The organism is Sphaerisporangium cinnabarinum (assembly GCF_055567015.1).
The window spans coordinates 95,220-122,164 of record NZ_JBVHRG010000002.1 but is presented as its reverse complement, the minus strand read 5'-3'; the positions used below and the strand labels follow the sequence as shown (position 1 = coordinate 122,164).

The 26,945-nt window shown below is 72.5% G+C and carries 27 protein-coding genes, 1 other RNA gene and 1 pseudogene; 26 read left to right on the top strand and 3 right to left on the bottom strand.

Going from position 1 to position 26,945, the window contains the following annotated elements:
* Nucleotides 1–9: 9 nt before the first annotated feature.
* The 16 genes and pseudogenes from ACZ4MO_RS03605 to ssrA all read left to right on the top strand — a co-directional run bounded on the left by ACZ4MO_RS03605 (nucleotide 10) and on the right by ssrA (nucleotide 13,526).
* Nucleotides 10–1,302: a TadA family conjugal transfer-associated ATPase gene (locus ACZ4MO_RS03605; RefSeq protein WP_499278605.1), complete on the top strand. Its 1,293-nt coding sequence runs from the start codon at nucleotides 10–12 to the stop codon at nucleotides 1,300–1,302.
* Nucleotides 1,299–2,165, top strand: a complete 867-nt coding sequence (locus tag ACZ4MO_RS03600) for a type II secretion system F family protein (RefSeq protein WP_499278604.1) — start codon at nucleotides 1,299–1,301, stop codon at nucleotides 2,163–2,165. The genes ACZ4MO_RS03605 and ACZ4MO_RS03600 overlap by 4 nt, the downstream gene beginning before the upstream one ends.
* Entirely contained in the window at nucleotides 2,162–3,103 is a 942-nt protein-coding gene (locus tag ACZ4MO_RS03595) for a type II secretion system F family protein (protein WP_175008054.1), read from the top strand. The genes ACZ4MO_RS03600 and ACZ4MO_RS03595 overlap by 4 nt, the downstream gene beginning before the upstream one ends.
* A gap of 127 nt (nucleotides 3,104–3,230) precedes the next feature.
* Nucleotides 3,231–3,446, top strand: coding sequence for a hypothetical protein (locus ACZ4MO_RS03590; protein WP_175008055.1), 216 nt, complete (start codon nucleotides 3,231–3,233; stop codon nucleotides 3,444–3,446).
* Entirely contained in the window at nucleotides 3,436–3,855 is a 420-nt protein-coding gene (locus ACZ4MO_RS03585) for a TadE family protein (protein WP_255437024.1), read from the top strand. Before ACZ4MO_RS03590 ends, ACZ4MO_RS03585 begins: the two co-directional genes overlap by 11 nt.
* Complete coding sequence (locus ACZ4MO_RS03580; RefSeq protein WP_175008056.1) at nucleotides 3,852–4,325, top strand: TadE/TadG family type IV pilus assembly protein; 474 nt, start codon at nucleotides 3,852–3,854, stop codon at nucleotides 4,323–4,325. The genes ACZ4MO_RS03585 and ACZ4MO_RS03580 overlap by 4 nt, the downstream gene beginning before the upstream one ends.
* 272 nt (nucleotides 4,326–4,597) lie before the next feature.
* Nucleotides 4,598–5,023: a hypothetical protein gene (locus ACZ4MO_RS03575; protein ID WP_255437025.1), complete on the top strand. Its 426-nt coding sequence runs from the start codon at nucleotides 4,598–4,600 to the stop codon at nucleotides 5,021–5,023.
* Between the two features lie 189 nt (nucleotides 5,024–5,212).
* Entirely contained in the window at nucleotides 5,213–5,830 is a 618-nt protein-coding gene (locus ACZ4MO_RS03570; protein ID WP_175008057.1) for a hypothetical protein, read from the top strand.
* 131 nt (nucleotides 5,831–5,961) lie between these two features.
* A complete protein-coding gene (locus tag ACZ4MO_RS03565) occupies nucleotides 5,962–7,185 on the top strand; it encodes a DUF916 domain-containing protein (RefSeq protein ID WP_222592349.1) in 1,224 nt (407 codons plus the stop codon).
* A gap of 165 nt (nucleotides 7,186–7,350) precedes the next feature.
* Nucleotides 7,351–8,463, top strand: a complete 1,113-nt coding sequence (prfB, locus tag ACZ4MO_RS03560) for a peptide chain release factor 2 (protein WP_175008058.1) — start codon at nucleotides 7,351–7,353, stop codon at nucleotides 8,461–8,463.
* 162 nt (nucleotides 8,464–8,625) lie between these two features.
* Nucleotides 8,626–9,303: pseudogene (gene ftsE / locus ACZ4MO_RS03555) on the top strand (cell division ATP-binding protein FtsE); the annotation flags it as partial.
* 272 nt (nucleotides 9,304–9,575) lie between these two features.
* The gene (gene ftsX, locus ACZ4MO_RS03550) at nucleotides 9,576–10,487 is read left to right on the top strand and encodes a permease-like cell division protein FtsX (protein WP_175008060.1); all 912 of its coding nucleotides are present in this window, start codon (nucleotides 9,576–9,578) and stop codon (nucleotides 10,485–10,487) included.
* Nucleotide 10,488: 1 nt separating this feature from the next.
* Nucleotides 10,489–11,889 (top strand): peptidoglycan DD-metalloendopeptidase family protein, encoded by a 1,401-nt coding sequence (locus ACZ4MO_RS03545; RefSeq protein ID WP_175008061.1) that lies wholly within the window; start codon nucleotides 10,489–10,491, stop codon nucleotides 11,887–11,889.
* Nucleotides 11,890–12,008: 119 nt separating this feature from the next.
* Nucleotides 12,009–12,479, top strand: a complete 471-nt coding sequence (gene smpB / locus ACZ4MO_RS03540) for an SsrA-binding protein SmpB (RefSeq protein WP_021482407.1) — start codon at nucleotides 12,009–12,011, stop codon at nucleotides 12,477–12,479.
* 119 nt (nucleotides 12,480–12,598) lie between these two features.
* Complete coding sequence (locus tag ACZ4MO_RS03535) at nucleotides 12,599–13,012, top strand: hypothetical protein (protein ID WP_021482408.1); 414 nt, start codon at nucleotides 12,599–12,601, stop codon at nucleotides 13,010–13,012.
* A 147-nt stretch (nucleotides 13,013–13,159) separates the two neighbouring features.
* Nucleotides 13,160–13,526: a transfer-messenger RNA gene (gene ssrA / locus ACZ4MO_RS03530) on the top strand.
* Between the two features lie 64 nt (nucleotides 13,527–13,590).
* Here ssrA and ACZ4MO_RS03525 read toward each other — a convergent pair.
* Together ACZ4MO_RS03525 and ACZ4MO_RS03520 are read right to left on the bottom strand one after the other, a co-directional pair.
* Nucleotides 13,591–13,938 carry a hypothetical protein gene (locus tag ACZ4MO_RS03525; protein ID WP_175008062.1) on the bottom strand — a complete coding sequence of 116 codons (348 nt, stop codon included), beginning with the start codon at nucleotides 13,936–13,938 and terminating at the stop codon, nucleotides 13,591–13,593.
* Nucleotides 13,931–14,902: a DUF4349 domain-containing protein gene (locus ACZ4MO_RS03520; RefSeq protein ID WP_175008063.1), complete on the bottom strand. Its 972-nt coding sequence runs from the start codon at nucleotides 14,900–14,902 to the stop codon at nucleotides 13,931–13,933. The genes ACZ4MO_RS03525 and ACZ4MO_RS03520 overlap by 8 nt, the downstream gene beginning before the upstream one ends.
* Before the next feature lie 133 nt (nucleotides 14,903–15,035).
* Here ACZ4MO_RS03520 and ACZ4MO_RS03515 point away from each other — a divergent pair, with 133 nt between their 5' ends.
* The 10 genes from ACZ4MO_RS03515 to ACZ4MO_RS03470 all read left to right on the top strand — a co-directional run bounded on the left by ACZ4MO_RS03515 (nucleotide 15,036) and on the right by ACZ4MO_RS03470 (nucleotide 25,381).
* A complete protein-coding gene (locus tag ACZ4MO_RS03515) occupies nucleotides 15,036–15,926 on the top strand; it encodes a PfkB family carbohydrate kinase (protein WP_175008216.1) in 891 nt (296 codons plus the stop codon).
* 112 nt (nucleotides 15,927–16,038) lie between these two features.
* The gene (locus ACZ4MO_RS03510) at nucleotides 16,039–17,199 is read left to right on the top strand and encodes an ROK family transcriptional regulator (protein WP_051027709.1); all 1,161 of its coding nucleotides are present in this window, start codon (nucleotides 16,039–16,041) and stop codon (nucleotides 17,197–17,199) included.
* Nucleotides 17,200–17,408: 209 nt separating this feature from the next.
* A complete protein-coding gene (locus ACZ4MO_RS03505; RefSeq protein WP_175008064.1) occupies nucleotides 17,409–18,701 on the top strand; it encodes an extracellular solute-binding protein in 1,293 nt (430 codons plus the stop codon).
* A gap of 147 nt (nucleotides 18,702–18,848) precedes the next feature.
* Nucleotides 18,849–19,805, top strand: a complete 957-nt coding sequence (locus tag ACZ4MO_RS03500) for an ABC transporter permease subunit (protein WP_175008065.1) — start codon at nucleotides 18,849–18,851, stop codon at nucleotides 19,803–19,805.
* Nucleotides 19,802–20,734 carry a carbohydrate ABC transporter permease gene (locus ACZ4MO_RS03495; protein WP_499278603.1) on the top strand — a complete coding sequence of 311 codons (933 nt, stop codon included), beginning with the start codon at nucleotides 19,802–19,804 and terminating at the stop codon, nucleotides 20,732–20,734. Before ACZ4MO_RS03500 ends, ACZ4MO_RS03495 begins: the two co-directional genes overlap by 4 nt.
* Nucleotide 20,735: 1 nt before the next feature.
* A complete protein-coding gene (locus ACZ4MO_RS03490; RefSeq protein ID WP_255437027.1) occupies nucleotides 20,736–21,764 on the top strand; it encodes an ROK family protein in 1,029 nt (342 codons plus the stop codon).
* Nucleotides 21,764–22,546, top strand: a complete 783-nt coding sequence (gene nagB / locus ACZ4MO_RS03485) for a glucosamine-6-phosphate deaminase (protein WP_175008066.1) — start codon at nucleotides 21,764–21,766, stop codon at nucleotides 22,544–22,546. The genes ACZ4MO_RS03490 and nagB overlap by 1 nt, the downstream gene beginning before the upstream one ends.
* 229 nt (nucleotides 22,547–22,775) lie before the next feature.
* A complete protein-coding gene (locus tag ACZ4MO_RS03480) occupies nucleotides 22,776–23,084 on the top strand; it encodes a hypothetical protein (protein WP_175008067.1) in 309 nt (102 codons plus the stop codon).
* A 201-nt stretch (nucleotides 23,085–23,285) separates the two neighbouring features.
* On the top strand, nucleotides 23,286–23,528 hold the full coding sequence (locus tag ACZ4MO_RS03475; RefSeq protein WP_114554089.1) for a DUF3039 domain-containing protein: 243 nt from the start codon (nucleotides 23,286–23,288) through the stop codon (nucleotides 23,526–23,528).
* 155 nt (nucleotides 23,529–23,683) lie between these two features.
* On the top strand, nucleotides 23,684–25,381 hold the full coding sequence (locus ACZ4MO_RS03470; RefSeq protein ID WP_499278632.1) for a DEAD/DEAH box helicase: 1,698 nt from the start codon (nucleotides 23,684–23,686) through the stop codon (nucleotides 25,379–25,381).
* Between the two features lie 36 nt (nucleotides 25,382–25,417).
* On the opposite strand, the gene ACZ4MO_RS03465 is transcribed toward ACZ4MO_RS03470, so the two are convergent.
* On the bottom strand, nucleotides 25,418–26,701 hold the full coding sequence (locus ACZ4MO_RS03465) for a nicotinate phosphoribosyltransferase (RefSeq protein WP_499278631.1): 1,284 nt from the start codon (nucleotides 26,699–26,701) through the stop codon (nucleotides 25,418–25,420).
* Nucleotides 26,702–26,945: the final 244 nt, after the last annotated feature.

Below are 26,945 nucleotides of genomic sequence, written 5' to 3'. Positions count from 1 at the left end.
GCAGGGGGAATGCTCGACATGTCTACGGACACGCACGCCGTCGGCGTGCTCGAGGGCGAGGTGCGCGAGCTCGTCCGACGGCGCGGGGTCGACCCCGCGCGCGACCGCGCGGCCGTCGACCAGCTGGTCCGCGACGTCGTCGCGGACTACGAGACGCGCAGCGCGCTCGGGGCCGTCGCGCCCCTCGCCGACCCGGCCGCCGCCGGTCGCGCGGTCGTCGACGCCGTCGCCGGGCTCGGTCCGCTCCAGCCGTACCTCGACGACCCGGAGATCGAGGAGATCTGGATCAACGCACCCTCCCAGGTGTTCGTGGCGCGCGGCGGGACGTCGGAGCTGACGACGACGATCCTCACCGCGCAGCAGGTGCGCGACCTCGTGGAGCAGATGCTGCGGTCGTCCGGGCGCCGGCTCGACCTGTCGAGCCCGTTCGTCGACGCGTGCCTCCCGGGCGGGGAACGGCTGCACGTCGTCATCCCCGACGTCACGCGCAGCGAGTGGGCGGTGAACATCCGCAAGCACGTCGTCCGGGCGTCGCACCTGGACGACCTGGTCCGGCTCGGCGCGCTCCCGCCCCAGGCCGCGGCGTTCCTCGACGCGTCCGTGCGCGCCGGGCTGAACATCCTCGTCGCGGGGGCAACGCAGGCGGGCAAGACGACGATGCTCAACGCCCTCGCCGGGTCCGTCCCGCCCGCGCAGCGCGTCGTCACGTGCGAGGAGGTGTTCGAGCTGCGCTTCGCCGTGCGCGACGTCGTGTCGCTCCAGTGCCGGCAGCCGAGCCTCGAGGGCACGGGGGAGATCCCGTTGCGACGCCTGGTCAAGGAGGCGCTGCGCATGCGCCCGGACCGCATCGTCATCGGCGAGGTCCGCGAGGCGGAGAGCCTCGACCTGCTCGTCGCGCTGAACGCGGGAGTCCCGGGGATGTGCACGATCCACGCCAACTCCGCGCGGGAGGCGATCACCAAGATGTGCACGTTGCCCCTGCTCGCGGGCGAGAACGTGTCGGACCGCTTCGTGGTGCCGACGGTCGCGGCCGCCATCGACCTCGTCGTGCACCTGGGCGTCGACGCCGACGGGCGTCGCGGCGTGCGAGAGATCCTCGGTGTGACGGGACGCGTCGAGCAGGGCGTCGTGGAGGCCGCGGAGATCTTCGTCCGCTCGGGCGACCGTCTGGTGCGCGCCGGAGGATTCCCGCCGCGCGCCGAGCGCTTCGTCCGCGCGGGCATCGACCTGGCAGCGGTCCTGCGGCCCGGGCCGGCCGGTGCCGACGTGCTCGACGGCGCCGCGCCGACGAGGGTGGGGTGACCGTGGGCGTGGCGGTAGGACTGCTCCTCGGCGCCGGGCTGTTCTGCGTCTGGTGGTCGTTCTGGGCGCCCGGGCCCCCGCGCGTGCGGCGTGCCGACGGGTGGGCGGCACGCACCCAGGACCTGCTCGTCCAGGCCGGTGCACCGGCGGTGACGCCCGGCGCCCTGGTGGTCGCGAGCGTCGGCGTCGGGCTCGTCGTGCTCCTCGTCGGGACCGTGCTCGCGCGGTCCTGGACGATCGCGACGTACTTCGCCGTGATCGCCGCGGGTGCACCGGCGCTCCTCGTGCGCTCCCGCGCGCGTCGGCGGCGTGCGCGACTGCGGGAGGTCTGGCCCGAGGTGCTCGACCATCTGTCCTCGGGCGTGCGGGCCGGGCTGTCGTTGCCCGAGGCCGTGGGTCAGCTCGGCGAGCGCGGTCCCGTCGAGCTGCGCGAGCCGTTCACCCAGTTCGCGCGCGACTACCGCGCCTCCGGCCGGTTCGGGGAGTGCCTCGACCTGCTCAAGGACCGGCTCGCGGACCCGGTCGCCGACCGCATCGTCGAGGCGCTCCGGATCACGCGGGACGTCGGCGGCACCGACCTGGGTCGCCTCCTGCGCACCCTCTCGACCTTCCTGCGCGAGGACGTCCGGACGCGCGGCGAGCTCGAGGCCCGGCAGTCGTGGACCGTGAACGGGGCACGGCTCGCCGTCGCCGGGCCGTGGGTCGTGCTCGGCTTCCTCGCGACGCGCCCGGAGACGGCGGCCGCGTACAACTCGATGACGGGCGGACTCGTCCTCGCCGCGGGCGCGGCCTGCTCGGCGGCGGCCTACCAGCTCATGCTGCGGATCGGGCGGCTGCCCGAGGAGGAGCGGGTGCTGCGATGAGTGCCGTCGACGTGTCCTGGACCGGCGCCGTGATCGGCGCGCTCGGCGGGCTGGGCGTCCTCCTCGTCCTCACCGGGCTCCGAGGGCGGGCGATCCGCCTCGACGAGCGGCTCGCACCCTACCTGCGCACGCACGACCGCACGTCGGTGCTGCTGCGCGACCACCCCGTACGTTCACCCTTCCCGACCCTCGAACGCCTCCTCGCACCGCTGCTCGCCGACGCGGGCCGCGCGCTGGAGCGGTTCGGCTCGACGGCGTCCGACGTCCGGCGCCGTCTCGACCGCGCCGGTCGTGGCCGCAGCGTCGAGCAGTTCCGCGCACGGCAGCTCGTGTGGGGCGTCGTCGGGCTCGGCGGCGGGACGGCGCTCGCGGTGCTGCTCGCGGCGACGCGGGGGTCGTCGGCCGCCGCGCTGCTGGTCCTCGTGCTGCTGTGCGGCGCCGGCGGGGTGCTCGCGTGCGACCACGCGCTGACCCGCGCCGTGCGACGTCGGGAGGAGCGCATGCTCGCCGAGTTCCCCACGGTCGCGGAGCTCCTCGCGCTCGCGGTGAACGCGGGCGAGGGACCGGTCGCCGCGCTCGAGCGCGTCGCGACCACCGCGCACGGCGAGCTCTCCGGGGAGCTGCGCACGACCCTCGCGACCGTGCGCGCCGGGACCCCGCTCGCGCGGGCGCTCGAGCAGCTCGCCGACCGCACGGGGCTGCCGAGCCTCACCCGCTTCGCGGAGGGGGTCGCGGTGGCCGTCGAACGGGGGACCCCGCTCGCCGACGTGCTGCGCGCGCAGGCGCAGGACGTGCGCGAGTCGGGTCGCCGCGCGCTCATGGAGGCGGGTGGCAGAAAGGAGGTCGTGATGATGGTCCCCGTCGTCTTCCTCATCCTCCCCGTGACGGTGGTCTTCGCCGTCTTCCCGTCGCTCGCGACCCTGCGGGTCGGCTTCTGAGCAGCAGCCACGAACGTCCCCACGAGCCGACACGAACTCTAGACACGACCGTCCGGCACGACCGTCCGGCACGACCGTCCGGCACGACCGTCCGGCACGACCGATCGACCGACCACGAAGGAGAGCCATGCAGGGGTGGAACCGAGGGAACCAGGCCGTGCGCGCCGCAGCGCGCGGCGTGCTCGGGCGACTGACCGGGCAGGACCGGGAACGCGGTGACGTGCCGGGCTGGGTGCTCATCACCCTGATGACGGCGGGACTGGTGATCGCCCTGTGGGCCGTCGCGGGGCCGGCGCTGACCCAGGCCTTCAGCAACGCGATCTCGAGCGTCGGTGCCCCCTGAGGTGGAGGGTCGCGGTGGTCCGGGAGCCGGCGTCGACGATCCGGAGCGGGGCTCCGCCGTCGTCGAGTTCACCCTCGTCTCCGTCCTCGTGATCGTGCTGTTCCTCGGGGTGGTCCAGGTCGCGCTCGCCGTCCACGTGCGCGCGACGCTGGTGGACTGTGCGGCGGAAGGCGCCCGCGTCGCGGGCCGGGCGGACCGTGGCCCGCGCGACGGCGCGGACCGCACGCGCGATCTCGTCGTGTCCGCGCTGTCGGCGCGGTACGCGCAGGACGTCGTCGCGCGCGAGACGGTGGTGGACGGTCTTCCCGTCGTCGAGGTCACGGTGACCGCCCCGCTCCCGGTCGTCGGGCTGCTCGGCCCTGCCGGAGCACTGACCGTCCGCGGTCACGCGCTGGAGGAGGCTCCGTGAGGCACGCGCTCCTCCGGCTCCGTACGAGGCTGACAGGGCAGTCCGCGGACCGGGGGAGCGCGGTCGTCGAGTTCCTCGGCGTCGCGCTCGTCCTCCTCCTGCCGGTCCTCTACCTCGTGCTCACGGTGGGTCGGGTGCAGGCGGCGACGTTCGCCGTGGAGGGCGCCTCCCGCGAGGCGGCGCGCGCGTTCGTCACCGCGCCGTCGTCCGACGACGGCGCCCGGCTCGCCTCGGCGGCCGTGACCCTGGCGCTCGGCGACCAGGGGTTCGCCCCGACCCCGGGCGGCCTGAGGATCGCGTGCTCGTCGGAACGCTGCCTGGAACCGGGCGGCGAGGTCACGGCGCACGTCCGGCTCGACGTGCCGCTCCCGCTCGTGCCCGAGTTCGTGCGGGGGGTCGTCCCGCTCTCCGTCCCCGTGGAGGCGCGGCATGTCGCGTCCGTCGACGCGTACGCGGCGCGGCGGCCGTGAGCTCCTCGACACCCGTGAGCGCCCCGTCGCCCCTGGGCGCCTCGACACGGGGAGGCGCACCGGCGCCCGCAGGCACGCCGGCACCCGTAGGCACCCCGACGCCCGTGGGCGCCTCGACATCTCTCGTCACGGTGACAGCTCGGGGCACCCCGACACCCGGGGGCACACTCGGACTCGGTCCCGGGCGACGGTCCGGGGCCGTCGTCCGCGGGCCGGCCGCGCTCGTCGGGCGGCTGCGGAGATCGGACGACGGAGAGGAGGACGGCCGCATCATGCTCCTCACGAGCGCCTTCGTCGCGTTCGCGCTCCTCCTCGTGACGGTGGTGGTGAGCGCCTCGGAGGTACACCTCGAGCGCAAGCGGCTCTACGAGCTCGCGGACGCGCTCGCGCTCACGGCGGCCGACTCGACGACCCACGAGACGTTCTACTCCGGCGGCGCCGCGCCGCCGGTCGAGGGTGCCGTCCTCACACTCACCGACGCCGGGATCCGCGCGGACGTCGACGACTATCTCGCCCGGAACCCGAAGGCGCTCGCCGGTCTGAGCGAGGTCGTGGTGACCGACGCGTCGACCGGAGACGGGCGCACGGCGTCGGTCGGCCTCGCTGCGCGGGCGCGACCCGCGATGATCAGCTGGGTGACCGGGGCGTGGAGTGATGGCATCATCGTGCGTGCAGAGTCACGTGCCAGAGCGTGGTGAGCACCTGTTGCTTTTCGACGAAGAACGTCCAGGGAAAGGAATGCCGCAACGTCGCGTGAGCGCGCTCCCGCGCCTTTGTTCACTTCCTTAACTTTGGATGGCCACTTCTGTTCCGACCCTGTCAAAACCCTGGGTTCGCCGCTATGGTGATCCGGTCCGACAACAACTCCAACGATGGAGAGCTACAACATGAACGCACGAGCAACGAAGAAGCTCGTCGCCGGGGGTGCCCTCGGCGCGATGCTCATCGGCACGGTCGCCCTCGCGTCCGCTGCCTCCGCCGACCAGGTGGGCGACGACACGAACGTCGACGTCTCCGTCGAGATCGAGTCCAACGTGGAGCCGGGCAACCTCGCCCTCACGGTCGCTGCGAACTCGACCACGCTGACCGAGGCCGACGAGTCGTCGGTCGAGGGCACGCGCGAGTTCAACGGCGCGCTCCCGGAGGTCACCGTCACCGACACGCGGACCGAGGTGCCCGAGGGCGCCTACTGGTACGTGCTGGGCAGCGCGTCCGCCTTCACGGGCGACGCGGGCGAGATCGGCGCCGACAACCTCGGCTGGGCCCCCACCCTCGTCGACGGTGGCGACACCGGCCTGGTCTCCGAGGGTGAGCCGGTCGAGCCGGCCCTCGAGGACGGCCCGGGTCTCGTCGATCAGGAGCTCCTGGTCTCGACGTTCGACTCGGCCGAGGTCAACCCGGAGGGTTCCTGGACCGCCGGCGCGAACCTCACGCTGCGCACGGGCGAGGACGTCGCGCCGGGCGCGTACAACTCGACCATCACGCTGTCCCTGTTCGAGGACTGAGCCGTCCCGACGTCCCGGTGACCGGTCCCGACCGGGCACCGACCGAGTAGTCACACGACGGGTCGCACCGTCCCGCACGACCACGGTCTGCGGGGCGGGCGACCCGTCGTCGTACGGAGAGAAGCCCCTGCGTGATCCCCGCACCAACGCACCCCGCCCGCACCGGGAGGTCGTCCCGCCGTCGTGGGCGTCGTCTCGTCCTCGCCGCGAGCGCCCTCGCCCTCGGCCTCCTGCCCGCGACCCCGCTCGCGGTCGCCGCGTCTGCGACGACCGCCGCCACGAGCGCGCACGCCGGCCTCGGGAGCGCGCAGAGCGACGTCGTGAGCGCTCTGTCGACGGCGCTGCCCCTCGACACCGAGGACCGCATCACGTGGGGCGTCAAGCCCGCGGACGCGAACGGTCCCGACGGGCGTCGCGGCGTCGACCTCGTCGCCGACCCGGGCACGACGGTCGAGGAGCACATCGCCGTCTCGAACTTCAGCGACGTGCCGGCCACGTTCGCGCTCAAGGCCGCGGACGGCTATCTCACCGCCAACGGGCGATTCAACATGCTCTCCTCGGACCAGGAGTCCACCGACGCGGGGACGTGGTTCACCGTCCAGGAGAGCGTCGAGGTGGGCCCCAAGGAGACGGTGGTCGTCCCGTACACGATCACGGTCCCCGAGAACGCCACCCCGGGCGACCACCCGGCGGGCATCGCGGCGTCGGTCACGAGCACGGGCGGTGGCGAGGGCGGTACGAGCGTCGGCGTCGAGAGCCGCGTCGGGTTCCGCGTCACGACGCGCGTCACCGGCGAGATCCAGCCCGCGCTCGCCGTCGAGGGCGTCAAGGCGTCCTACGCGCCCTCGTGGAACCCGTTCGCGGCGGGCGACCTCACCGTCTCCTACGACGTCGCCAACGACGGCAACGTGCGCCTCGGCGCCGAGGGCCAGGTCGCGACGTCCGCCCTCTTCGGCGCCCTCGTCGACGAGGCCGCCGCGGAACCGCTCGGCGAGGTCCTGCCGGGCGGCTCGCTGCGGAGCAAGGTCGCGTTCGCCGACGTCTGGCCGCTCGGACCGGTCAGCACGACGATCACCGTGACGCCGACCGTCGTCGGCGACGACCAGGTCGACGCGCCGCTCGACCCGGTCACCGTCACCGTGACCACGTGGGCGGTGCCGTGGCCGCAGCTCCTGCTCCTCGCGATCGTCGTCGTCGTGATCCTCGGCGTCCGGGACGACCGGCGGCGCCGGCGCCAGCGCCTCGAGGCGATGCTCGCGAAGGCGCGCGACGAGGGCCGCCAGCAGGCCACGACCACCGAGCCGGCCTCGTCGACCACGGGCGGGTCCGCCGCGCAGGGCGGCACGAAGGACTGACGGCGACGCGCCGTCGGGCGGGCCTCGCCCGACGGCGCCCAACCCCGCGCCGACCCCCGCGGCGGTCCCACGCGCGGACCTGGCGAGGAGACCCTGCGCGGAACCGTCGCCGTGCCCTCGCGCGACGGCGCCGACCGCGCGCGGGGTCGCGTAACCTTGAACCTCGTGGCCACCATCGACTTCCCGTCCGAGATCAAGGCGCTGCGGAGCACGCTCGAGTCCATCGAGAGCGTGAGCGACCCGGAGGAGCTGCGCGCGACGATCGCGGACCTCTCGGAGAAGGCGTCGGCGCCCGACCTGTGGGACGACCCGGACGCCGCGCAGAAGGTGACGTCGGCGCTCTCCGCCGCGCAGTCGGAGCTGGACCGGGTGAAGAAGCTCGGGCAGCGCATCGCCGACGTCGAGACCCTGGTCGAGATGGGCCAGGAGATGGAGGACGAGGACACCCTCGTCGAGGCCGAGAACGAGGTCGCCGCCATCCGCAAGGACCTCGACCAGCTCGAGGTCCGCACCCTGCTCGCCGGCGAGTACGACGCGCGCGAGGCCGTCGTGACGATCCGCGCAGGCGCCGGCGGCGTGGACGCGGCCGACTTCGCCGAGATGCTGCTGCGCATGTACCTGCGCTGGGCGGAGCGCCACGGCTACCCGACGACCGTCCTCGACACGTCGTACGCGGAGGAGGCCGGGCTCAAGTCCGCGACGTTCGAGGTGAAGGCACCGTACGCGTTCGGCCACCTGTCGGTCGAGGCGGGCACCCACCGCCTCGTGCGCATCTCGCCGTTCGACAACCAGGGCCGTCGCCAGACGTCGTTCGCGGCGGTCGAGGTGATCCCGCTCATCGAGCAGACGGACTCCATCGAGATCCCGGAGTCGGAGATCAAGGTCGACGTGTTCCGGTCCTCGGGCCCGGGTGGGCAGTCGGTCAACACGACGGACTCCGCGGTGCGCATGACGCACATCCCGACGGGCATCGTCGTCTCGATGCAGAACGAGAAGTCGCAGATCCAGAACCGCGCCGCCGCGCTCCGCGTGCTCCAGTCCCGCCTGCTGCTCGTGCGTCAGGAGGAGGAGAACGCGAAGAAGAAGGAGCTCGCGGGCGACATCAAGGCGAGCTGGGGCGACCAGATGCGCTCCTACGTGCTGCAGCCGTACCAGATGGTCAAGGACCTGCGCACCGAGCACGAGGTGGGCAACCCCTCGGCGGTGTTCGACGGCGACATCGACGACTTCATCGAGGCCGGGATCCGCTGGCGCCGTGGGGTGCAGAAGGACGCCTGACCCTCCTCGGCCGCCCCGGGCCGATTGATCCGAGCAACGGATCGATGCGCCCGGGTGCGGCGTGTCCACCCCGTCGGGCCGGAGACGCATGCCTACCCTCGGGATCGTGCGACGAACCTCGTTCGTCCACGGATCGACCCCCGACCCGAGGAACGTGCCGCTGTGATCCGCTTCGAGAACGTCACCAAGGTCTACGCGCGCGGCGCGAGGCCGGCCGTCGACGACGTGTCGTTGGAGGTCCGACGCGGCGAGTTCGTCTTCCTCGTCGGCGCCTCCGGCTCCGGCAAGTCGACGTGCCTGCACCTCGTCCTGCGCGAGGAGCGCCCGACGAAGGGCAAGGTCTTCGTCGCGGGCCGCGACCTCGGGTCGATGTCGAGCTGGAACGTCCCCAAGCTGCGCCGCCAGATCGGGGTGGTCTTCCAGGACTTCCGCCTGCTGCCCAACAAGACGGTGTTCGAGAACGTCGCCTTCGCGCTCCAGGTCATCGGCAAGCCGCGTCACACCATCGCCATCACGGTGCCCGAGACGCTCGAGATGGTGGGGCTCGCCGGCAAGGAGAAGCGCCGCCCGCACGAGCTCTCCGGTGGTGAGCAGCAGCGCGTCGCCATCGCGCGCGCCATGGTCAACCGCCCGCCGATCCTGCTCGCCGACGAGCCGACCGGGAACCTCGACCCCACGACGTCCCTCGGGATCATGCGCCTGCTCGACCGCATCAACCGCACCGGCACGACCGTCGTCATGGCGACGCACGACGAGGAGATCGTCAACCAGATGCGCCGCCGCGTCGTCGAGCTCGACACCGGCACGCTCGTGCGCGACCAGGCGCACGGGTCGTACGGCGCGCGCGGTCAGGTCATCCCCGACCCGACGACCACCGCCGCGGCACCCGAGTCGGCGCCGACCGCCGTCGTGCGACGCGCGGCGCGCCCGACCGCGGCGCCCGACCCGGCGTCCCGGTCCGGGCAGGCCCCCGCCGAGACCGCGGACCAGGCGTCGACGCCCGGCACGACGACCGGTGCGACGCCCGTGGCGGACGCGCCCGGGCGACCCCCGCTGCCCCGGCGACGCTCGACGCGTCGCCGCGTCGACGCGAACGCGGGGGAGTGAGCGGCGTGCGACTCCAGTTCATCCTCGCGGAGCTCGGTCAGGGCCTCCGGCGCAACGTCTCCATGGCGGTCTCCGTCGTGCTCGTCACCTTCGTCTCGTTGACGTTCGTCGGGTCGTCCCTGCTGCTCCAGGCGCAGATCGGCAAGCTCAAGGACGACTGGTACGACAAGGTCGAGGTGTCCGTCTTCCTGTGCCCGGCCGGGTCGCCGTCGCCCACGTGCGCGGCCGGCGAGGCCACGCCCGAGCAGATCGCGGCGATCGAGGACCTGTTCGACTCCGAGCTCGGCGACGAGATCCAGACGGTGTACTTCGAGTCCAAGGACGACGCGTTCGCGGCGTTCACCGAGCGCTACCCCGACGGGTACCTCGGCACACAGCTCACGGTCGACGACATGCAGGCGTCCTTCCGCCTCAAGCTCACCAACCCGGTTAACTACGAGGTCGTCAACGACGTCGTGACGGGGCGGCCTGGCGTCGAGGTGGTCGAGGACCAGCGTCGCATCTTCGACTCGCTCTTCCTCGCGCTCAACCGCGCGTCGCTGCTCGCGGCCGGTCTCGCGGCGGTCATGCTGCTCGCCGCCGTGCTGCTCATCACGACGACGATCCGCCTCTCCGCGCTGAGCCGACGGCGCGAGACGGGCATCATGCGGCTCGTCGGGGCGTCGAACCTGTTCATCCAGCTCCCGTTCCTGCTCGAGGGGGCGATCGCCGCCGTGCTCGGCGCGGTCCTCGCGGTCGGCGGGCTCTGGGTCGGGGTGAAGTACCTCGTCACCGACTGGTTGTCCCAGTCCGTGACGTGGGTGGCCTACGTCGACGAGGCGGACGTGCTGCGCATCGCACCCGTGCTCGTCGGGATCGCTTTCCTGCTGGCGGCCGTGTCCTCGGTCGTCACGCTCAACCGCCACACGAGGGTGTGAGATGACCCGGGACCTCCGCCGCGCGACAGCGGCTCTGATCGCCACGACCCTGCTCCTCGTGGGCGGCGTCTCCTCGGCCTCCGCCGACGACATCGACGACCGCCGTGCCGCGGCGGAGCGCCGCCAGTCCGAGATCCTCGGCAACCGCGAGCAGCTCCAGTCCGAGCTCGAGGACACGGACTCGGCGCTCGCCCAGGCCGTCGTGGACCTCCAGGCCATCGAGGCGCGGCTGCCCGTCGCGCAGGCCGAGCTCGACGCCGCCCAGGCCGAGGTCGAGCGGACGCAGCGCGAGGCGGAGCTGCTCGCGCAGCGGCTCGAGGACGCGCTGGGCCAGGAGGCCGCTATCAGCGCCGAGATCGAGCGCGGCGCGACCGAGGTGGCCGACGCCAAGTCGAGCATCGCCGAGATGGCGCGCCAGGCGTACCGCGGTCAGGGCGACGTCTCGAGCCTCGGCATCGTCACGGGTGCGCAGAGCACCGAGGAGTTCATCGCGGAGTACGCCGTCTCCTCGACGGCGGCGCGCAGCCAGTCCCGCTCGCTCCAGGAGCTCCTCGAGGCGGAGTCCGTGTCGCGCAACCGCGAGGCGCGCCTCCAGGCGGTGCGCGAGACCGTCACCGACCTCAAGCAGCAGGCGGACGAGAACCTCGTCGCCGCAGAGGCTGCGCGCACGGCGGCGGCGGACCGCAAGGCCGAGGTCGAGCAGCTCATCGTCGACCAGCAGGCCAAGAAGGCGACGATCGAGGAGCGCAAGTCTGCGGCCGAGGCGAAGGTCGCCGAGAACGAGGCGGCGCAGCAGTCCCTGCAGAGCGAGATCAAGGGCATCATCGCGGAGCAGGCCGAGCGCGACCGCAAGGCCGCCGAGGAGGAGGCGCGCCGCCAGCAGCAGAGCCAGCAGTCCGGCGGCGGTGGCGGTGGCGGTGGTGGCGGCGGCGGGTCGTCCTCCGGCGGGGGCGGCGGTGGGGGTGGTGGTTCGTCCTCCGGCGGCGACCGCGGCAGCATCTCGAGCTTCCTGTCGTACCCGACGGCGGTGCCCTACGTCACGTCGAGCTACGGGATGCGGCTGCACCCCATCCTCGGCTACTACCGGCTGCACGCGGGGACGGACCTGCGGGCCTACTGCGGCACGCCGATCATGGCGGCCGGGCCCGGGACGGTCGTCCACGCCCAGTGGCGCAACGGGTTCGGCAACCAGGTGCTGATCAACCACGGCACGGTGGGCGGCAAGAACCTCATGACGAGCTACAACCACCTCACCCGCTTCGCCGTGTCGTCGGGCCGGACCGTCAACAAGGGCGATGTCATCGGGTACTCGGGCAACACCGGCCTCTCGGGGGCGTGCCACCTGCACTTCGAGGTGTACGTCAACGGGTCGACGATCGACCCGATGTCCGTGCTGCGCTGACCGCACCCGGGGGATAATCGGTACCAGGCGTCGTCGGGCACCCGTACGCTGGGGCGCCCGGACGAACGTCACGGATCCCGGGGACAGCACCGACAGCGACGAAGGACGGTAGGACACGGATGGCGAAGGACAGCGGCCGCAAGGTCGTCGCCAGCAACCGCAAGGCACGCCACGACTACGTGATCGAGGACGTGTACGAGGCGGGGATCGTGCTCTCCGGGACCGAGGTCAAGGCGCTGCGGATGGGCAGGGCGTCGCTCGTCGACGGCTACGTCGCGGTCGACCGCGGCGAGGCCTGGCTCGAGAACGTCCACATCCCCGAGTACACCGAGGGCACGTGGAACAACCACGCCCCGCGGCGCAAGCGCAAGCTGCTCCTGCACAAGGAGGAGATCCTGCGCCTGGAGTCCAAGACGCGCGAGAAGGGGCACACGATCGTGCCCCTCGCGCTGTACTTCCTCGACGGCCGCGCCAAGGTCGAGATCGCGCTCGCGCGCGGAAAGAAGGAGTACGACAAGCGGCAGGCGCTCCGGGAGAAGCAGGACAACCGCGAGGCGCAGCGCGCCATGCGGCAGCGCGAGCTGCGCTGACGCCGCGCAGGGCGTCCCGCACGCGGTCCTGTGCCCGACGCCGGCCCTACCCGCTGGTGACGCGGTCGCCCTCGACGTACGGTCGAGGGCGAGACGACGACCGCGAACCAGGAGGCCCCATGGTCAAGCTCCGCCAGTACATCCCGCGCCTCGCGGCGGGGGCGTACATCCTCAACTCCGGCCTGAGCAAGCGCGGTGCCGACGAGGAGACCGCGCAGGGACTGCACGGGATGGCCGCCGGCACGTACTCGTTCCTCGGGGACGTCGAGCCCAAGCAGTTCACCAAGACCCTGTCGACCGCCGAGATCGCACTCGGCGCGGCGCTCGTGGCGCCCTTCGTCCCGACCGGGCTCGTCGCCGTCGGGCTGGGCGTCTTCTCGGCCGGCCTCGTGGGCATGTACCTCAAGACCCCGGGCATGACGCGCGAGGATGGTGTCCGGCCCACCGAGCAGGGGACCGGGCTCGCCAAGGACGTCTTCCTGCTCGGGATCGCCGGCGGGCTGCTCGTCGACTCGCTGAGCCGGAAGAAGTAGCCGCGACGCGGGCACCGGCGGCGAGACCGCCGGTGCCCGCGTCGCGCGGAAATATCCGTGCGGGGCACGGCGTTGATCGCGTAGGCTGGACCTGCTGCACGAGGTCCGGGTCCGCCCGGGCGCCGCGCAGTGCTTGACAACTGCACAGGGGGTGATCGGTTTCGACGGTGGTCGTGCTTCGAGGAGAAGCGGGCCGAGGATGCAGACTCATCTCGTCAACGATGTCTGCAAAACACAGGTGCCGATAACAAGCGCACCGACTTCGCCCTCGCCGCCTGAGCGAGCCCCGAAGTCCGTCAGCCCGAGCTAGCTCTCGACTCGGATCCTGGCGTCATCTAGAGAGCCACTGCTCGCAGTCCTCGTCACCGGGGCTGCGGGGACTTTCAGGTGACTGAGCCCGTCCGCATCTTGTCTGCGTGAGTGCGGGGGCCGAGAAAAACGACAGCAGACTGCGCCCGGAGAAGTCCTCGATCGGCGTCACCGGACCGGGGTTCGATTCCCCGCACCTCCACCCCTGCGACGACGGCCCGCACCCCTCCCGGGGTGCGGGCCGTCGTCGTGCCGGCGCTCGGTAGATCTCACCAGCCGTAGCGCTCCCAGGCCGCCGACGCCTCGTCGCCGTCGAGCCACTCGAGCCGCAGCCGTCGCCCGCTGACCTCGAGCCGGGCGTCGTCGTCACGAGGGAGCGGGGGCGCGCCGGGGTCGTCGCTGTACAGGTCCTCGTCGCCGCCCGCGCCGTCGAGGTGGGCCCGCCACTGCACGCGCGGCTCCGGGTTGACGTGCCGGGGGAACGTCTGCGGCCCGACCGTGTCCCAGTGCGTGCACACGCGCGTCACGAGGTGCCCGGCGAGCCGGGCCGTGCCCTCGTCGTCGGCCCACAGGCGCGCGACGCGCCCGGCGCCGTCGCGAGCGACGGGCTCAGTCACGGGCGGATGCCCCGACGAGCGGCTCCCGCCCCGAAGTCGGCGCCCCCGGGTCGTCGTCCGGTCCCGTGCCGCCGTCGTCGGCCGGGGGAGCGCCGCCGTCCTGTGCACGCCGGCGCACCCGGCGCAGCACCCAGCGCACGACGAGCAGCACGAGACCGGCGACGACGAGCCACGGGAGCAGGGCGCCGAGGACGACGACCAGGCCGTTGAGCGTCGTGAGCAGAGCGTTCCAGCCGTTCTGCAGCCCGCCGAGGAAGCCGCCGGGCGCCAGCTGCTCGGTCGGCGCCACCTGCACGACCGTGACGTGCAGCGTCGACATCGACACCTGGTCCGTGAGCGCGGCGCGCTGCGACTGCAACGACTCGAGCTCCGCCTGGCGGGTCGTGAGCTCCTGCTCGGCGGCGAGCAGGTCCGCGGTCGTCGCGGCGTCGCCCATGAGGGTCCGCAGCCGCTCGACCGACGTGGTGAGCGCCGCGACGCGGGCGTCGAGGTCGCGCGCGGTGCCGGTCACGTCGACCGCCTCGATCGCGAGGTCGCGCACCTCGCCGACCTGGCCGAGAGCGTCCACGGTCGCGGTCGTCTGGGCCGCGGGCACGCGCACCGTCAGCTCGGCCGTGGGCCGCGCGTCGCCCTCGGGCTCGGACTGCCGACGGCTCTCGACCCGACCTCCCGCGCTCTCCGCGAGCTCGGCGACCTGCTCGGCGGCCGCCGACGGGTCCTTCGCGACGACGGTCACCGAGCCGGTGGTGACGATCTCGCGGTCCGCCTCGACCACGGCGTCCTCGTCGCCGGGCGCGATACCGGCGGAGGCGCCGGACGAGGTGTCGGTGCCGTCGACCACCGCCGCCTCGGACCCCGCGCCGGAGTCGGACGCGCCGTCTCCCGACGTCGCGGAGCAGCCGGCCAGGAGCGCGCCGCCGAGCACCAGCGCGGCGACGACGGCGAGAGGGCGAGTGGTCCGCATGGTGCGAGGGTAGGGGGCCAACCGCGCGAACCGGACAGCCGCACCCACATCGTGACCGTCTTGTGAACTGACCGTGATCCGACCGCCGCCCGGCGTCGTGCGGACGGGTCCGTCCGCGCGCGAGGATGGGCGCGTGCTGGTGTGCTGCGGACTCGTGACCCTCGACGTCGTCCAGGTGGTCGACGCCCTGCCCGGACCTGACGAGAAGGTCGTCGCGCGGTCCCTCGCCGCGACGTTCGGCGGCCCGGCCGCGAACGCCGCGGCGACCGCCGTCGGGCTCGGCGTCCCGACGACCCTCGTGACCGCCGTGGGTCACGGTCCCCTCGCCGCGGTCGTGCGGTCCGAGCTCGAGGCGGCGGGCGTCGCGCTCGTCGACGCCGCCGCCGACGCCGCCGGGCGGGCCCAGCCCGCGGTCTCGACCGTGCTCGTCACCCGCGCGACCGGGGAGCGTGCGGTCGTGAGCACGAACGCGTCGGGCTTCGGCGACCTCACGGACGCGTCGCTCGTCGTGCCGGAGAGCACGACGGGCCTGCTGGACGCGCTCCGCCCTGGGGACGTCCTGCTGCTCGACGGCCACCACCCCGGGCTCGCGCTCCGGGTCGCGCGCCGCGCGAGGGAGCGCGGGTGCGTCGTCGTGCTGGACGGAGGCTCCTGGAAGCCCGACGCGCCCGCGATGATCGGGCTGTGCGACGCCGTGGTCGTGTCCGCGGACTTCCGGCCGCCCGGCGTCGCGGCCGACGACGTGCTCGACGCCGTCGCCGCGCTCGGGCCGCGGCTCGTCGCGCGGACCCGTGGTCCGCTGCCGGTCGAGGTGCTCGACGCGGGGGAGAGGTACGAGGTCGCGGTCCCGCAGCCGGGTCGCGTCGTCGACACCCTGGGTGCGGGCGACGTGGTCCACGGCGCGTTCGCCGCGGCGGTGGCGCGCGGGTCGTCGTGGCGCCTCGCGCTGGAGGACGCCGTGCGGGTCGCGTCCCGCTCGGTCGAGCACGCCGGGGCGCGGGGCTGGATCGCCGCGGCTCCCTGACACGGGCGGCCGTGGGACCAAGGTCCCGCGTCGTGACCTCCTCGGCTACATTTCGGTCACGAAGCCGAGAGGGAGTTGACAGCCACTTAGTAAAGGCAGTCTACTAACAAACATGACAACGGCAGTCACCGGCACCGGCGCACCGAGGAGGCGACTGAGCACAGGGCTCAGGCCGACCTCGAAGGTGCTCCCCGAGCACGCTCGGGCCCACAACCGGTCGCTCGTGCTGCAGCACCTGTTCCACGAGGGGCCCACGTCGCGCGCCGACCTCGCGCGCGCCACGTCCCTCACTCGCGTGACCATCTCCGACCTCGTGTCCGTGCTCATCGCCGAGGGCCTGGTCGAGGAGCTCGGCGTCCGCCCGGGCCAGCGTGTCGGCAAGCCCGCGATCCTCGTCGGCATGCGCACGAGCGCCTACCAGATCGTCTCCGTCGACCTCACCGACGACGAGGTCCTGCGCGGCGCCGTCGTCACGCTCACGGGCGACTTCGTCGTCCGGCAGAGCCTCGCCGTGGACGGCCGCACCGGCACCGAGCTCGTCGACCTCCTCATGCGCTTCTGCCGCGGGCTCATCGCGTCCGCGACCCAGCCGGTCATCGGCGTGGGGATCGGGTCGCCCGGCGTCGTCGACGCCGAGGGCCGTGTCATCGAGGCGCCGAACCGGCGCTGGTACGACGTCCCGCTCGCAGCCCAGCTCACGGAGCGGCTGGGGCTCGCGGTCCACGTCGCCAACGACGCCAACATCGCCGCGCTCGGCGAGTTCACGTTCGGGGGAGCGGCCGGCGACGGCCTGCTCGTCCTCACCGTGGGCGAGGGCGTGGGCGCCGGCATCATGGTCGACGGCGCACGCGTGCACGGGCACGCCGACGCCGCCGGCGAGCTCGGCCACGTGACCGTGGTCGAGGACGGCGAGCCGTGCGCCTGCGGGCGTCGCGGGTGCCTGGAGACCGTCCTGTCCGTGCCGGCGCTGCGCCGCGCGGTGGACGGGCTCGACACCGAGGCTTCCGACGCCGTGCTGGCGTCGGTGGGCAGGACGCTGGGCATCGCCCTGGCCCCTGTCGTCAGTGCGCTCAACCTCGCGGAGGTGCTCGTGAGCGGTCCGGCGGACCTGCTCGACGGCCCCCTGCGCGAGTCGGCGTTCGAGACCATCCGCTCCCGCACCATGCCGGTCATCGGCAGCGGGCTGCAGGTGCGGATGGCCACGCTCGACGAAGACGTCGTCCTCGCTGGGGCCGCCGTCCTCGTCCTCTCCGGACAGCTGGGGGTCTCGTGAGCCGACGACGCTCCGACTGACCCGCTCTGCCCGACCGGGGCGCGGGCCACGACCCGCCCCTCAGGCCTCCTGGGACCCCCAGTGCAGCACCCCCAGGAACGCAGTAACACAGCAGCACCCCTGCACACGCTCGATTACGCAGGACTCCTGCCACACCTCCGGTGGGGGCATCGCCGCCACCACCAAGAATCACCGAGAGGAAGCACCCAGTGAAGAGGAACCGTCTCGTCGCCGCCTCCGTGGCCTCGACGATCACCCTGGCGCTCGCGCTGACCGCCTGCAGCACCGGCGGGAGCGGGAACAACGGCTCCGGCGACGGCGAGTCCGCCTCCGGCGACGTCCGCGTCTGGCTCGTGGGCTCCGACACCCCCGACGCGGCCCGCGACTACCTCAAGACGACGTTCGAGGAGGAGAACCCGGGCAGCACCCTCACGATCGAGGAGCAGTCCTGGACGGGCCTCGTCGACAAGCTGACGACCTCGCTCTCGGGCTCCGACAGCCCTGACGTCGTCGAGGTCGGCAACACGCAGTCCGCCGCGTTCACCTCCGCGGGCTACTTCCGCGAGATCACCGCTGACGAGTTCGAGTCCTACGGTGGCGACGACCTCCTGCCCGCCTTCGTCGAGGCCGGCACGTGGGAGGACAAGCACTACGCGCTGCCGTACTACGCGGGCTCGCGCGTGGTGTTCTACTCGCCCCAGATCACGGGTGACGCCGCGGTGCCGACCACGCTCGACGAGTACGTCGCGAGCGCCAAGGCCCTCACGACGCCCGACGTGTCCGGCCTCTACTGGCCGGGCCAGGACTGGTACAACGCTCTCCCCTTCATCTGGGAGAACGGTGGCTTCATCGCCGAGCAGGGCGAGGACGGCACGTGGGAGGCGGGCTTCTCCTCGGAGGGCGGCCTCAAGGGCATGGAGCAGGTCGCCGACCTGATGGCCAACGCCTCGCACGCACCGAAGGACGGCCAGGAGACCGACCTCCAGGTGCCGTTCTGCGAGGGCAAGGTCGCATACCTGTCCGCCCCGACGTGGATCCAGTGGTCCATCAAGGCCCCGGAGGACGCGGAGACGCCGGGCTGCGAGTCGACCTACGGCTCGGACCTCACCGCGCTCCCGCTGCCCGGCAAGGACGGCGGTACCGCGACCGTCTTCGGTGGTGGCTCGAACCTCGCGGTCGCGTCGAAGTCGAACAACCCTGAGCTCGCCGTCAAGGCCTACGCGATCATGATGAGCGACGAGTACCAGACGATCCTCGCCGAGAACGGTCTCATCCCGGCCAAGACCTCGCTCGCCGACAAGGTGCCGACGGACAACCCGATCGCTCAGGCCGGTGTGGACGCAGCGATGAACACGCAGGTCACGCCCGTGTCGCCGAAGTGGGCCGACGTCGAGGCGCAGAACGTCCTCCAGACGGCTTTCACGCGCATCGCGAACGGCGAGGACGTGAAGACGGTCGCCGAGGACCTCGACGCGAAGATCGAGCAGATCCTCAACAGCTGAGCTCGGCCGGTGCCGCCTCGGGTTCGCCCGGGGCGGGACCGGACGCTCGTCAGGGGTGGGGACTCCTCGCGGGTCCCCACCCTTCGCATGACGCGTCCCGCACGTCACCACTGCGCACCACCGCGCACCATCCGACGGAGTGAGGAAATGAGCTCTACCACTCTTGAGCCCCGGACGGCGTCCCCGCACGCGTCCGTGCGGCCCCCCAAGAAGCGGCGTCCACCGGTCCTGCCGTGGACTCTGCTGGTCCCCAGCCTCGTCCTGCTGGGTGTCATGGTCGGCTACCCACTGGTCCGGCTGTTCGTCATGTCCTTCCAGGAGTACGAGCGCGCCCAGCTCATGGGCGTGCCGGCCGAGTGGGTAGGCCTGGACAACTACGTACAGGTCCTCACCGACGTCGACGGGTTCTGGACCGTCCTGCTGCGCAGCTTCGTCCTGATGGTGATCTGGGTCGCCCTCACGATGCTGCTCGGCACGCTCGTCGCGCTGCTCATGATGCGCCTCAACAAGGGCTTCCGGCTGCTCGTCTCGGTCGGGCTGCTGCTCGCGTGGGCGATGCCGCCCCTCGCCGGCACCATCGTCTGGGGGTGGCTGTTCGACACCGAGTACGGCGTCGTCAACAACTTCCTCACGAAGATCACCGGGAACAACTGGATGGGCCACCCGTGGCTCCTCGACCCGATGCAGTTCTTCCTCATCCTCACGCTCATCATCGTGTGGGGCGCGGTGCCGTTCGTGGCGTTCACGCTGTACGCCGGCCTGACACAGGTGCCGGGCGAGGTCCTCGAGGCCGCGCAGCTCGACGGTGCGACGCCGTTCCAGCGGTTCCGTCTCATCATGGTGCCCTACGTGCGGAGCATCTACACGGTGCTGATCGTGCTGTCGATCATCTGGGACCTGCGCGTCTTCACGCAGGTCTACGCCCTGCAGGGCATCGGTGGCGACCGCGAGAAGACGAACACGATCGGCGTGTACATCTACCAGATGGGCATGGCGCAGGGGCACTACGGTGTCGCCGGCGCGATCGCCGTCATCTTCGTCTTCATCATGCTCGGCATCTCGTTCTACTACGTGCGCCGGACCGTCCGGGAGGAAGAACTGTGAGCACCATCTCCACCCCGACGATCCCCGTCTCGCGCGCCGCGGTTCCCGCGCGCGGCGGCCAGAAGACGCGGCGCGAGGGACAGAGCAAGAAGCGCGCGGCGAACATCGTCTACTCGGTCATCGCGATCGTCGTCTTCGTCGCGTCGGCATTCCCCGTCTACTGGATGATCAACACGTCGTTCCTGCCGACGAACCTCATCCGTGGGACGGACCTGCACTTCTTCCCGACCCCAGACGTCTTCACGCTGAACAACTACGTGAACGTGTGGACCGACGACCGTCGTGCGCCGCTGCCGCCCGCGATGGTCAACTCGATCACCGTCACGCTCATCACGCTGGTCGTGTCGATGATCCTGGGCTTCCTCGCCTCGCTCGCGATCACGCGCTTCTCGTTCAAGGGGCGCAAGTCGTTCATCGTCGCGCTCCTCGTGATCCAGATGATCCCCGGCGAGGCCATGATGATCTCGATCTTCCGGATCATCGACGGCTGGCAGATGCTCAACACGATCACCGGACTGGCGTTCGTCTACATCTCCGCGGTGCTGCCGTTCACGATCTGGACCTTGCGCGGCTTCGTCCAAGGTGTGCCGGCGGAGCTCGAGGAAGCGGCCATGATCGACGGGTGCTCACGCCCGAAGGCGTTCTGGAAGGTGACGTTCCCCCTGCTCGCGCCCGGTCTCGTCGCCACCGGTGTCTTCGCGTTCATCCAGGCGTGGAACGAGTTCCTCATGGCGCTGATCATCATGTCCCGGCCGGAGTCCATGACGCTGCCGGTCTGGTTGCGCACGTTCCAGCAGGCGACGATGGCGACGAACTGGGGAGCGCTGATGGCCGGCTCTGTCATCGTGGCGATCCCGGTGGTCATCTTCTTCGTCATCGTCCAAGGCAGGATGACCGGTGGCCTCGTCTCGGGTGCGGTGAAGGGCTGACGTGAGCGACCTGAGCACGGCTGCCTCGCTCGACGGGGAGGCGGCCGCAGCCCTGGCCGGACGCCCCGGGCCCGGGGCCGCGTCACGACGCGGCCCCGTGGGCCCGGGGAGCGCGGTGGGCCTCGACATCGGCGGCACCAAGGTGCTCGCGGCCTTCCTCGGCCCCGACGGGGTCGCGCGCGAGACGCTGCGCCTGCCGACGGTGCGCGGACCGGAGGGCGTCGTGTCCAGCGCGGCGCGCGCGGTCCGCGAGCTGGTCCGCCGCGCCTGCGGTGACCTCGCGGACGTCGAGGGCGTCGGCGTCGGGGTCCCCGGGCTGGTGGACCCCGCCGACGGCTCCGTCATGCACGCGGTGAACCTCGGTATCGAGGGCGGACGCTTCGGGCTCGCCGAGGCGCTGTCCGCCGAGCTCGGCGGTGTCCCGGTCCAGGTCGACAACGACCTCAACGTCGCCGCCCTCGGTGCCTCGCACCTGCGCGGCGCGGAGGGCGAGGACCTGGCGTTCCTCGCGCTCGGCACCGGGCTCGCGGCCGGCATCGTGCTCGGCGGCGAGCTGCGCCGGGGCGTGAGCGGCGCCGCGGGCGAGATCGGGCACATCCCGATCGACCCGCGCGGGCCGGAGTGCGCGTGCGGGCAGCGCGGGTGCGTGGAGGTCTACGCGTCGGGCTCCGCCGTGTCGGCGCGCTGGCCGTCCCGGCACGGCCGACCGGCCCCGGCCGAGCTCTTCGAGGCTGCGGCCGCGGGCGACCCGGACGCGATCCGCATCAAGGACGAGTTCGCGTCCGCCGTCGCGTCCGCCGTGCGGATCCTCGAGCTGACGGTGGACGTGCGCCACGTGGTGCTCGGCGGCGGCGTGTCCGCGCTGGGCCAGCCGCTGTTGGACGCGGTCCGCGACGCGCTCGATGCGCAGTCGAGCACGTCCCCCTTCCTGTCCTCGTTGCGTCTCTCGGAGCGGGTCTCCCTCGCTCCGTCGGACGTCCCGGTCGCCGCCGTGGGTGCTGCCCTCGTCGGCCGTCGAAAGGTGTTGTGATGGAGGTCGTGATCGCTCCGGCGGAGCGGTTGGCGGTGCTGGCTGCGGATGCCGTGGAGGCGGTGGTGCGGTCGGGGCCGGGGGCGGTGCTGGGGTTGGCGACGGGTTCGTCGCCGTTGAAGGTGTACGACGAGCTGGTGCGGCGGCATGTGCAGGACGGGTTGTCGTTCGCGGGGGTGCGGGCGTTCATGCTGGACGAGTACGTGGGGTTGCCGGTCGATCATCCGCAGCGGTACCGCAACGTGATCGAGACCGAGATCGCCTCGCGGGTGGACTTCGCCCCGGGTGCGGTGCAGGGTCCGGACGGCAACGCGGCGGACCTGGTGGCGGCGTGCGCGGCCTATGAGGACGCGATCGCGGGGGCGGGGGGTGTGGACCTGCAGATCCTGGGGATCGGGACGGACGGGCACATCGCGTTCAACGAGCCGGGCTCGTCGCTGGCGTCGCGCACGCGGATCAAGACGTTGACGGCCCAGACGCGTGAGGACAACGCGCGGTTCTTCGGTGACGACGTGGAGCGGGTGCCGCGGCACTGCCTGACGCAGGGTCTGGCCACGATCATGTCGGCGCGGCACCTGGTGCTGCTGGCCACGGGCAAGGGCAAGGCGGAGGCGGTGCACCAGCTCGTGGAGGGTCCGATCAGCGCGATGTGGCCCGCGACGATCATGCAGATGCACCCGCACGCCACGGTCCTGGTCGACGACGCGGCGGCCTCGCGCCTGCAGCTGGGGGACTACTACCGCCAGACGTACGCGTCCAAGCCCGACTGGCAGGGCCTCTGACCCGACGGGTCGACGACGCCTCGCGGGAGCTCCCGCGACACCGAGCCGCCCGTCGGCGCGCGGTCCACGCCCCTGGGCCGTCGCGTCGGCGGGCTTCGTCGTGCCGTCGTCACGGGCGTCGACGAGCACCCCAGTCAGCCACGACCTCGCGTTCTGTAATATCTGCTGACAAAGTCTTGCTCTCTGATACCGCGCCTGCGAGAGTTCTCGTGGCACCAACGCCGGTGCCATGTCGAAGGGGGTCATCTCGATGAAGAAGAAGCTTGCCGGTCTCGTCCTTGGCGCAGGTCTCGTCCTCGGTCTCGCTGTCGGGCCGGTCGGTGCGGCCCACGCCAACGGGGGCGTGACCTGCCCCTCAGGGCGGACGGTGTACTTCACGTCCTCCTCGCCGTTCAAGGTCCGGGTGTACCCGCCCCAGGGCGGTCAGCTCTACGCGAGCAGCAAGATCGGCACACAGCACCGCGTCTACACGGGGCGCCAGAGCATCCTCGAGTGGCACGTCGTGAGCGGCAACCCGTCGGTGAGCTGCGCAGCATGAGCCGGGTGCCTGTGGGGCGGGAGCCGCCCCACAGGCACGCGCCGGCGCCCGGGCCGCGTGTCGGGCGGCCCGGCTCGACCGTCACCTGCGCGACGTAGACTTCCCTCCATGATCGAACTGCGCGCGAGCACGCCACCCGGGGGTCCCGAGGACCCGTTCCGGACCCCTGCGACCGAGCCGACGACCGGCACGTCGACCGGGGTGCTCGAGCGCGAGGAGACGCGCGAGCAGACCGAGCCCGGCGACCACGAACGCTTCGCGCACTACGTGCGCAAGGAGAAGATCATGCAGTCGGCGCTCTCCGGCAAGCCGGTGATCGCACTGTGCGGCAAGGTCTGGGTGCCCGGTCGTGACCCGAACAAGTTCCCCGTGTGCCCCACGTGCAAGGAGATCTACGAGGGACTGCGAGACCCGCAGGACGGCGAGGGTGACTCCGGCAAGTGAGCGCGGAGCACCACACGACGTCCACCGGTCACTCCGCCCCCGACTCCCGTAGCAGCAGGACCTCGCCGCCGGCGCCCCAGAGCCCGTCGTCCGCTGCGGCGTCGCACCTCTCGCCCGCGTTCCCGCGGCGCGCCCCGTGGGGCTCGGCGTCCAAGCTGCGTGCCTGGCAGGCCGAGGCGCTCGAGCTGTACCGCACGCGCTCGCCGCGCGACTTCCTCGCCGTCGCGACGCCCGGCGCGGGCAAGACGACGTTCGCGCTGCGCGTCGCGACCGAGCTCCTGGAGCAGGGCGTGGTGCGGCGCGTGACCGTCGTCGCCCCGACCGAGCACCTCAAGCACCAGTGGGCCGACGCCGCGGCCCGCGTCGGCATCCGGATCGACCCGAACTTCCGCAACAGCCAGGGCCGGCACGGCGCGCACTACGACGGCGTCGCGCTCACGTACGCGCAGATCGCCGCGAAGCCGGCGCTGCACGCGGCGCGCACGACGGCCGACCGCACGCTCGTCATCCTCGACGAGGTGCACCACGGCGGCGACGCGCTGTCGTGGGGCGAGGCGGTGCGCGAGGCGTTCGAGGACGCGACCCGGCGCCTGGCGCTCACGGGCACGCCCTTCCGCTCGGACACCGCGGCCATCCCGTTCGTCGAGTACGAGCGCGGTCCGGACGGCATCCGGCGGTCGCGCGCCGACTACACGTACGGGTACGGCGACGCCCTGCGCGACCACGTCGTGCGCCCGGTGCTGTTCCTCTCCTACTCGGGCAACATGCGCTGGCGCACCAAGGCCGGCGACGAGGTGAGCGCCCGTCTCGGCGAGGCGCTCACCAAGGACATGACGGGGCAGGCGTGGCGCACCGCGCTGGACCCGAACGGCGAGTGGATCCCGTCGGTCCTCGCGGCGGCGGACAAGCGGCTGACCGAGGTCCGGCGGGCGATCCCCGACGCGGGCGGCCTCGTCATCGCCACCGACCAGACGGACGCGCGCGCGTACGCGGGCCACCTCGCGCGCATCACCGGGAAGTCGCCGACGGTCGTCCTGTCCGACGACGACGGCGCGAGCAGCCGCATCGAGGAGTTCTCCGACGGCGACGCGCGCTGGATGGTCGCCGTCCGCATGGTGTCGGAGGGCGTCGACGTCCCGCGGCTCGCGGTGGGCGTGTACGCGACCTCGACCGCGACGCCCCTGTTCTTCGCGCAGGCCGTCGGGCGGTTCGTGCGTGCCCGCAAGCGCGGCGAGACGGCGTCGGTGTTCCTGCCCAGCGTGCCCCACCTGCTCGAGCTCGCGAACGGGCTCGAGCTCGAGCGCGACCATGCGCTGGACCGGCCGCTCACCGCGGAGGAGCAGGGCGAGGGGTTCAACCCCGAGGACGCGCTGCTCGCTGAGGCGAACCGCGAGGACAAGGCGTCGGGCGAGCTCGTCCAGGGCTCCTTCGAGGCGCTCGAGGCGCAGGCGTCGTTCGACCGCGTGCTGTTCGACGGCGGCGAGTTCGGCACGGGCGCGGACGTCGGCTCGGACGAGGAGCTCGACTTCCTCGGGCTGCCCGGTCTGCTCGACGCGGACCAGGTCACGACCCTCCTGCGCCAGCGGCAGGCCGACCAGATGAGCGCGCGCTCCCGCACCACGCAGTCCGCGGAGCGCGAGCGTGCCGAGATGGACCACCGGCGCGCCGCGGAGCTCCGCAAGGAGCTCCAGCAGCTCGTCTCGGCGTGGTCGCGCCGCAGCGGGCAGCCGCACGGGTCGGTGCACACCGAGCTCCGGCGCCGCTGCGGAGGTCCCGAGGTCCCGCTCGCGACGGTCGAGCAGCTCGGCGCGCGGGTCGCGACGGTGCGCGGCTGGTTCGTCGGCAAGCGATAGCCGCGCGTCGCCCGGCGGTGCCGGGTGCCGGTCGCGTCAGGACAGCGTGTGCACGACCGTCGGGATCGCCGGGTCGCCGGCGGAGAGGCGACGCGCGCCGCGCGGCAGCTCGGCGCGCGCCTCGCGGTGGCGGTGCGCGGCGTTCTCGACGCCGTACGACCCGACCCAGCGCGAGTCGACGGCGCCGTCGACGACGAGCGGCACCTGGAGCCGGCGCAGGTCGACGTCGTCGGGCTCCCACTCCTGGACGGCGAGGTCGTCGCCGGAGACGACGACCTCCTCGACCGCGCGCCCGTCGGCGTCGTAGCGGCGTGCGGCGCACTTGCGGCCGCCGGTGCTCGTCTTGGCGGTGGACGCCTTGGCGACGGGCTGGAGCACGCCGGTGGAGTCGGCGCGGGCGACGAGCTTGTAGACCATGCCGCACGTGGGGGCGCCGGAGCCGGTGACCAGGGACGTGCCGACGCCGTAGGAGTCGACGGGTGCGGCGGCGAGCGACGCGATGGCGTACTCGTCGAGGTCGGAGGTCACGGTGATCTTCGTGTCGTGCGCGCCGAGGGCGTCGAGCTGGCGGCGCACCTCGACGGCGAGGACGCCGAGGTCCCCGGAGTCGAGCCGGACGGCGCCGAGGCGGCCACCGGCCGCCTTGACGGCGTTCTCGACGCCGCGGCGCACGTCGTAGGTGTCGACGAGCAGCGTGGTGCCGGGGCCGAGGGAGGCGACCTGCGAGGCGAAGGCGGACTCCTCGTCGTCGTGCAGGAGCGTGAAGGCGTGCGCGGCGGTGCCGATGGTGTCGAGGCCGTACCGGCGGCCCGCCTCGAGGTTGGACGTCCCGGCGAACCCGCCGACGACGGCGGCCCGCGCCGCGGCGACGGCCGCCTGCTCGTGCGCGCGCCGCGCGCCCATCTCGAGGCACGGGCGCTCGACGGCGGCGCTCGTCATGCGGGACGCGGCGGACGCGACGGCCGAGTCGTAGTTGAGGATCGACAGCACGAGGGTCTCGAGCAGCACCGCCTCGGCGAACGTGCCCTCGACGGTCATGACGGGAGACTGGGGGAAGAAGACCTCGCCCTCGGGGTATCCGGTGATCGTGCCCGTGAAGCGGTAGCCGGCGAGGAACTCGAGGGTGCGGTCGTCGACGACGGACTGCGCGTGGAGCCAGTCGAGCTCCTGCGCGGAGAAGCGGAACGCCGACAGCGCCTCGAGCACCCGTCCGGTCCCGGCGAGGACGCCGTACCGGCGACCGGGCGGGAGGCGGCGCGTGAAGACCTCGAACAGGCAGTGCCGGCCCGCGGTGCCGTCGGCGAGCGCGGCCTGGAGCATCGTCAGCTCGTAGCGGTCGGTGAGGAGCGCCGTCGACGAGGCCGGCTGGTACGCCGGCTGGTACGTCGACCGGTGCGTCGGCGAGGCGGAGGGGGCAGCGCTGTCGGTCGCGGGGAGGGCGACGCTGCCCGGGTCGGCGAGGCTCATGCGGAATACCGTAGGGCAGCGACCGCCGCGGTGGGTGCCGACAGGCTCGCGAATACAGTGGTCACGTGAGACCCCACCCGATCTTCACCCGTCCCGC

What these genes read in the sequence shown, in the direction of transcription:
- nagB (WP_175008066.1), top strand. Translation starts at nt 21,764, where the DNA reads ATGGAGGTCGTGATCGCTCCGGCGGAGCGGTTGGCGGTGCTGGCTGCG.
- ACZ4MO_RS03465 (WP_499278631.1), bottom strand. Translation starts at nt 26,701, where the DNA reads ATGCTCCAGGCCGCGCTCGCCGACGGCACCGCGGGCCGGCACTGCCTG.
- ACZ4MO_RS03570 (WP_175008057.1), top strand. Translation starts at nt 5,213, where the DNA reads ATGAACGCACGAGCAACGAAGAAGCTCGTCGCCGGGGGTGCCCTCGGC.
- ACZ4MO_RS03480 (WP_175008067.1), top strand. Translation starts at nt 22,776, where the DNA reads ATGTCGAAGGGGGTCATCTCGATGAAGAAGAAGCTTGCCGGTCTCGTC.
- ACZ4MO_RS03595 (WP_175008054.1), top strand. Translation starts at nt 2,162, where the DNA reads ATGAGTGCCGTCGACGTGTCCTGGACCGGCGCCGTGATCGGCGCGCTC.
- ACZ4MO_RS03500 (WP_175008065.1), top strand. Translation starts at nt 18,849, where the DNA reads ATGAGCTCTACCACTCTTGAGCCCCGGACGGCGTCCCCGCACGCGTCC.
- ACZ4MO_RS03605 (WP_499278605.1), top strand. Translation starts at nt 10, where the DNA reads ATGCTCGACATGTCTACGGACACGCACGCCGTCGGCGTGCTCGAGGGC.
- ACZ4MO_RS03575 (WP_255437025.1), top strand. Translation starts at nt 4,598, where the DNA reads ATGCTCCTCACGAGCGCCTTCGTCGCGTTCGCGCTCCTCCTCGTGACG.
- ACZ4MO_RS03590 (WP_175008055.1), top strand. Translation starts at nt 3,231, where the DNA reads ATGCAGGGGTGGAACCGAGGGAACCAGGCCGTGCGCGCCGCAGCGCGC.
- ACZ4MO_RS03510 (WP_051027709.1), top strand. Translation starts at nt 16,039, where the DNA reads ATGACAACGGCAGTCACCGGCACCGGCGCACCGAGGAGGCGACTGAGC.
- ACZ4MO_RS03520 (WP_175008063.1), bottom strand. Translation starts at nt 14,902, where the DNA reads ATGCGGACCACTCGCCCTCTCGCCGTCGTCGCCGCGCTGGTGCTCGGC.
- ACZ4MO_RS03535 (WP_021482408.1), top strand. Translation starts at nt 12,599, where the DNA reads ATGGTCAAGCTCCGCCAGTACATCCCGCGCCTCGCGGCGGGGGCGTAC.
- smpB (WP_021482407.1), top strand. Translation starts at nt 12,009, where the DNA reads ATGGCGAAGGACAGCGGCCGCAAGGTCGTCGCCAGCAACCGCAAGGCA.
- ACZ4MO_RS03545 (WP_175008061.1), top strand. Translation starts at nt 10,489, where the DNA reads ATGACCCGGGACCTCCGCCGCGCGACAGCGGCTCTGATCGCCACGACC.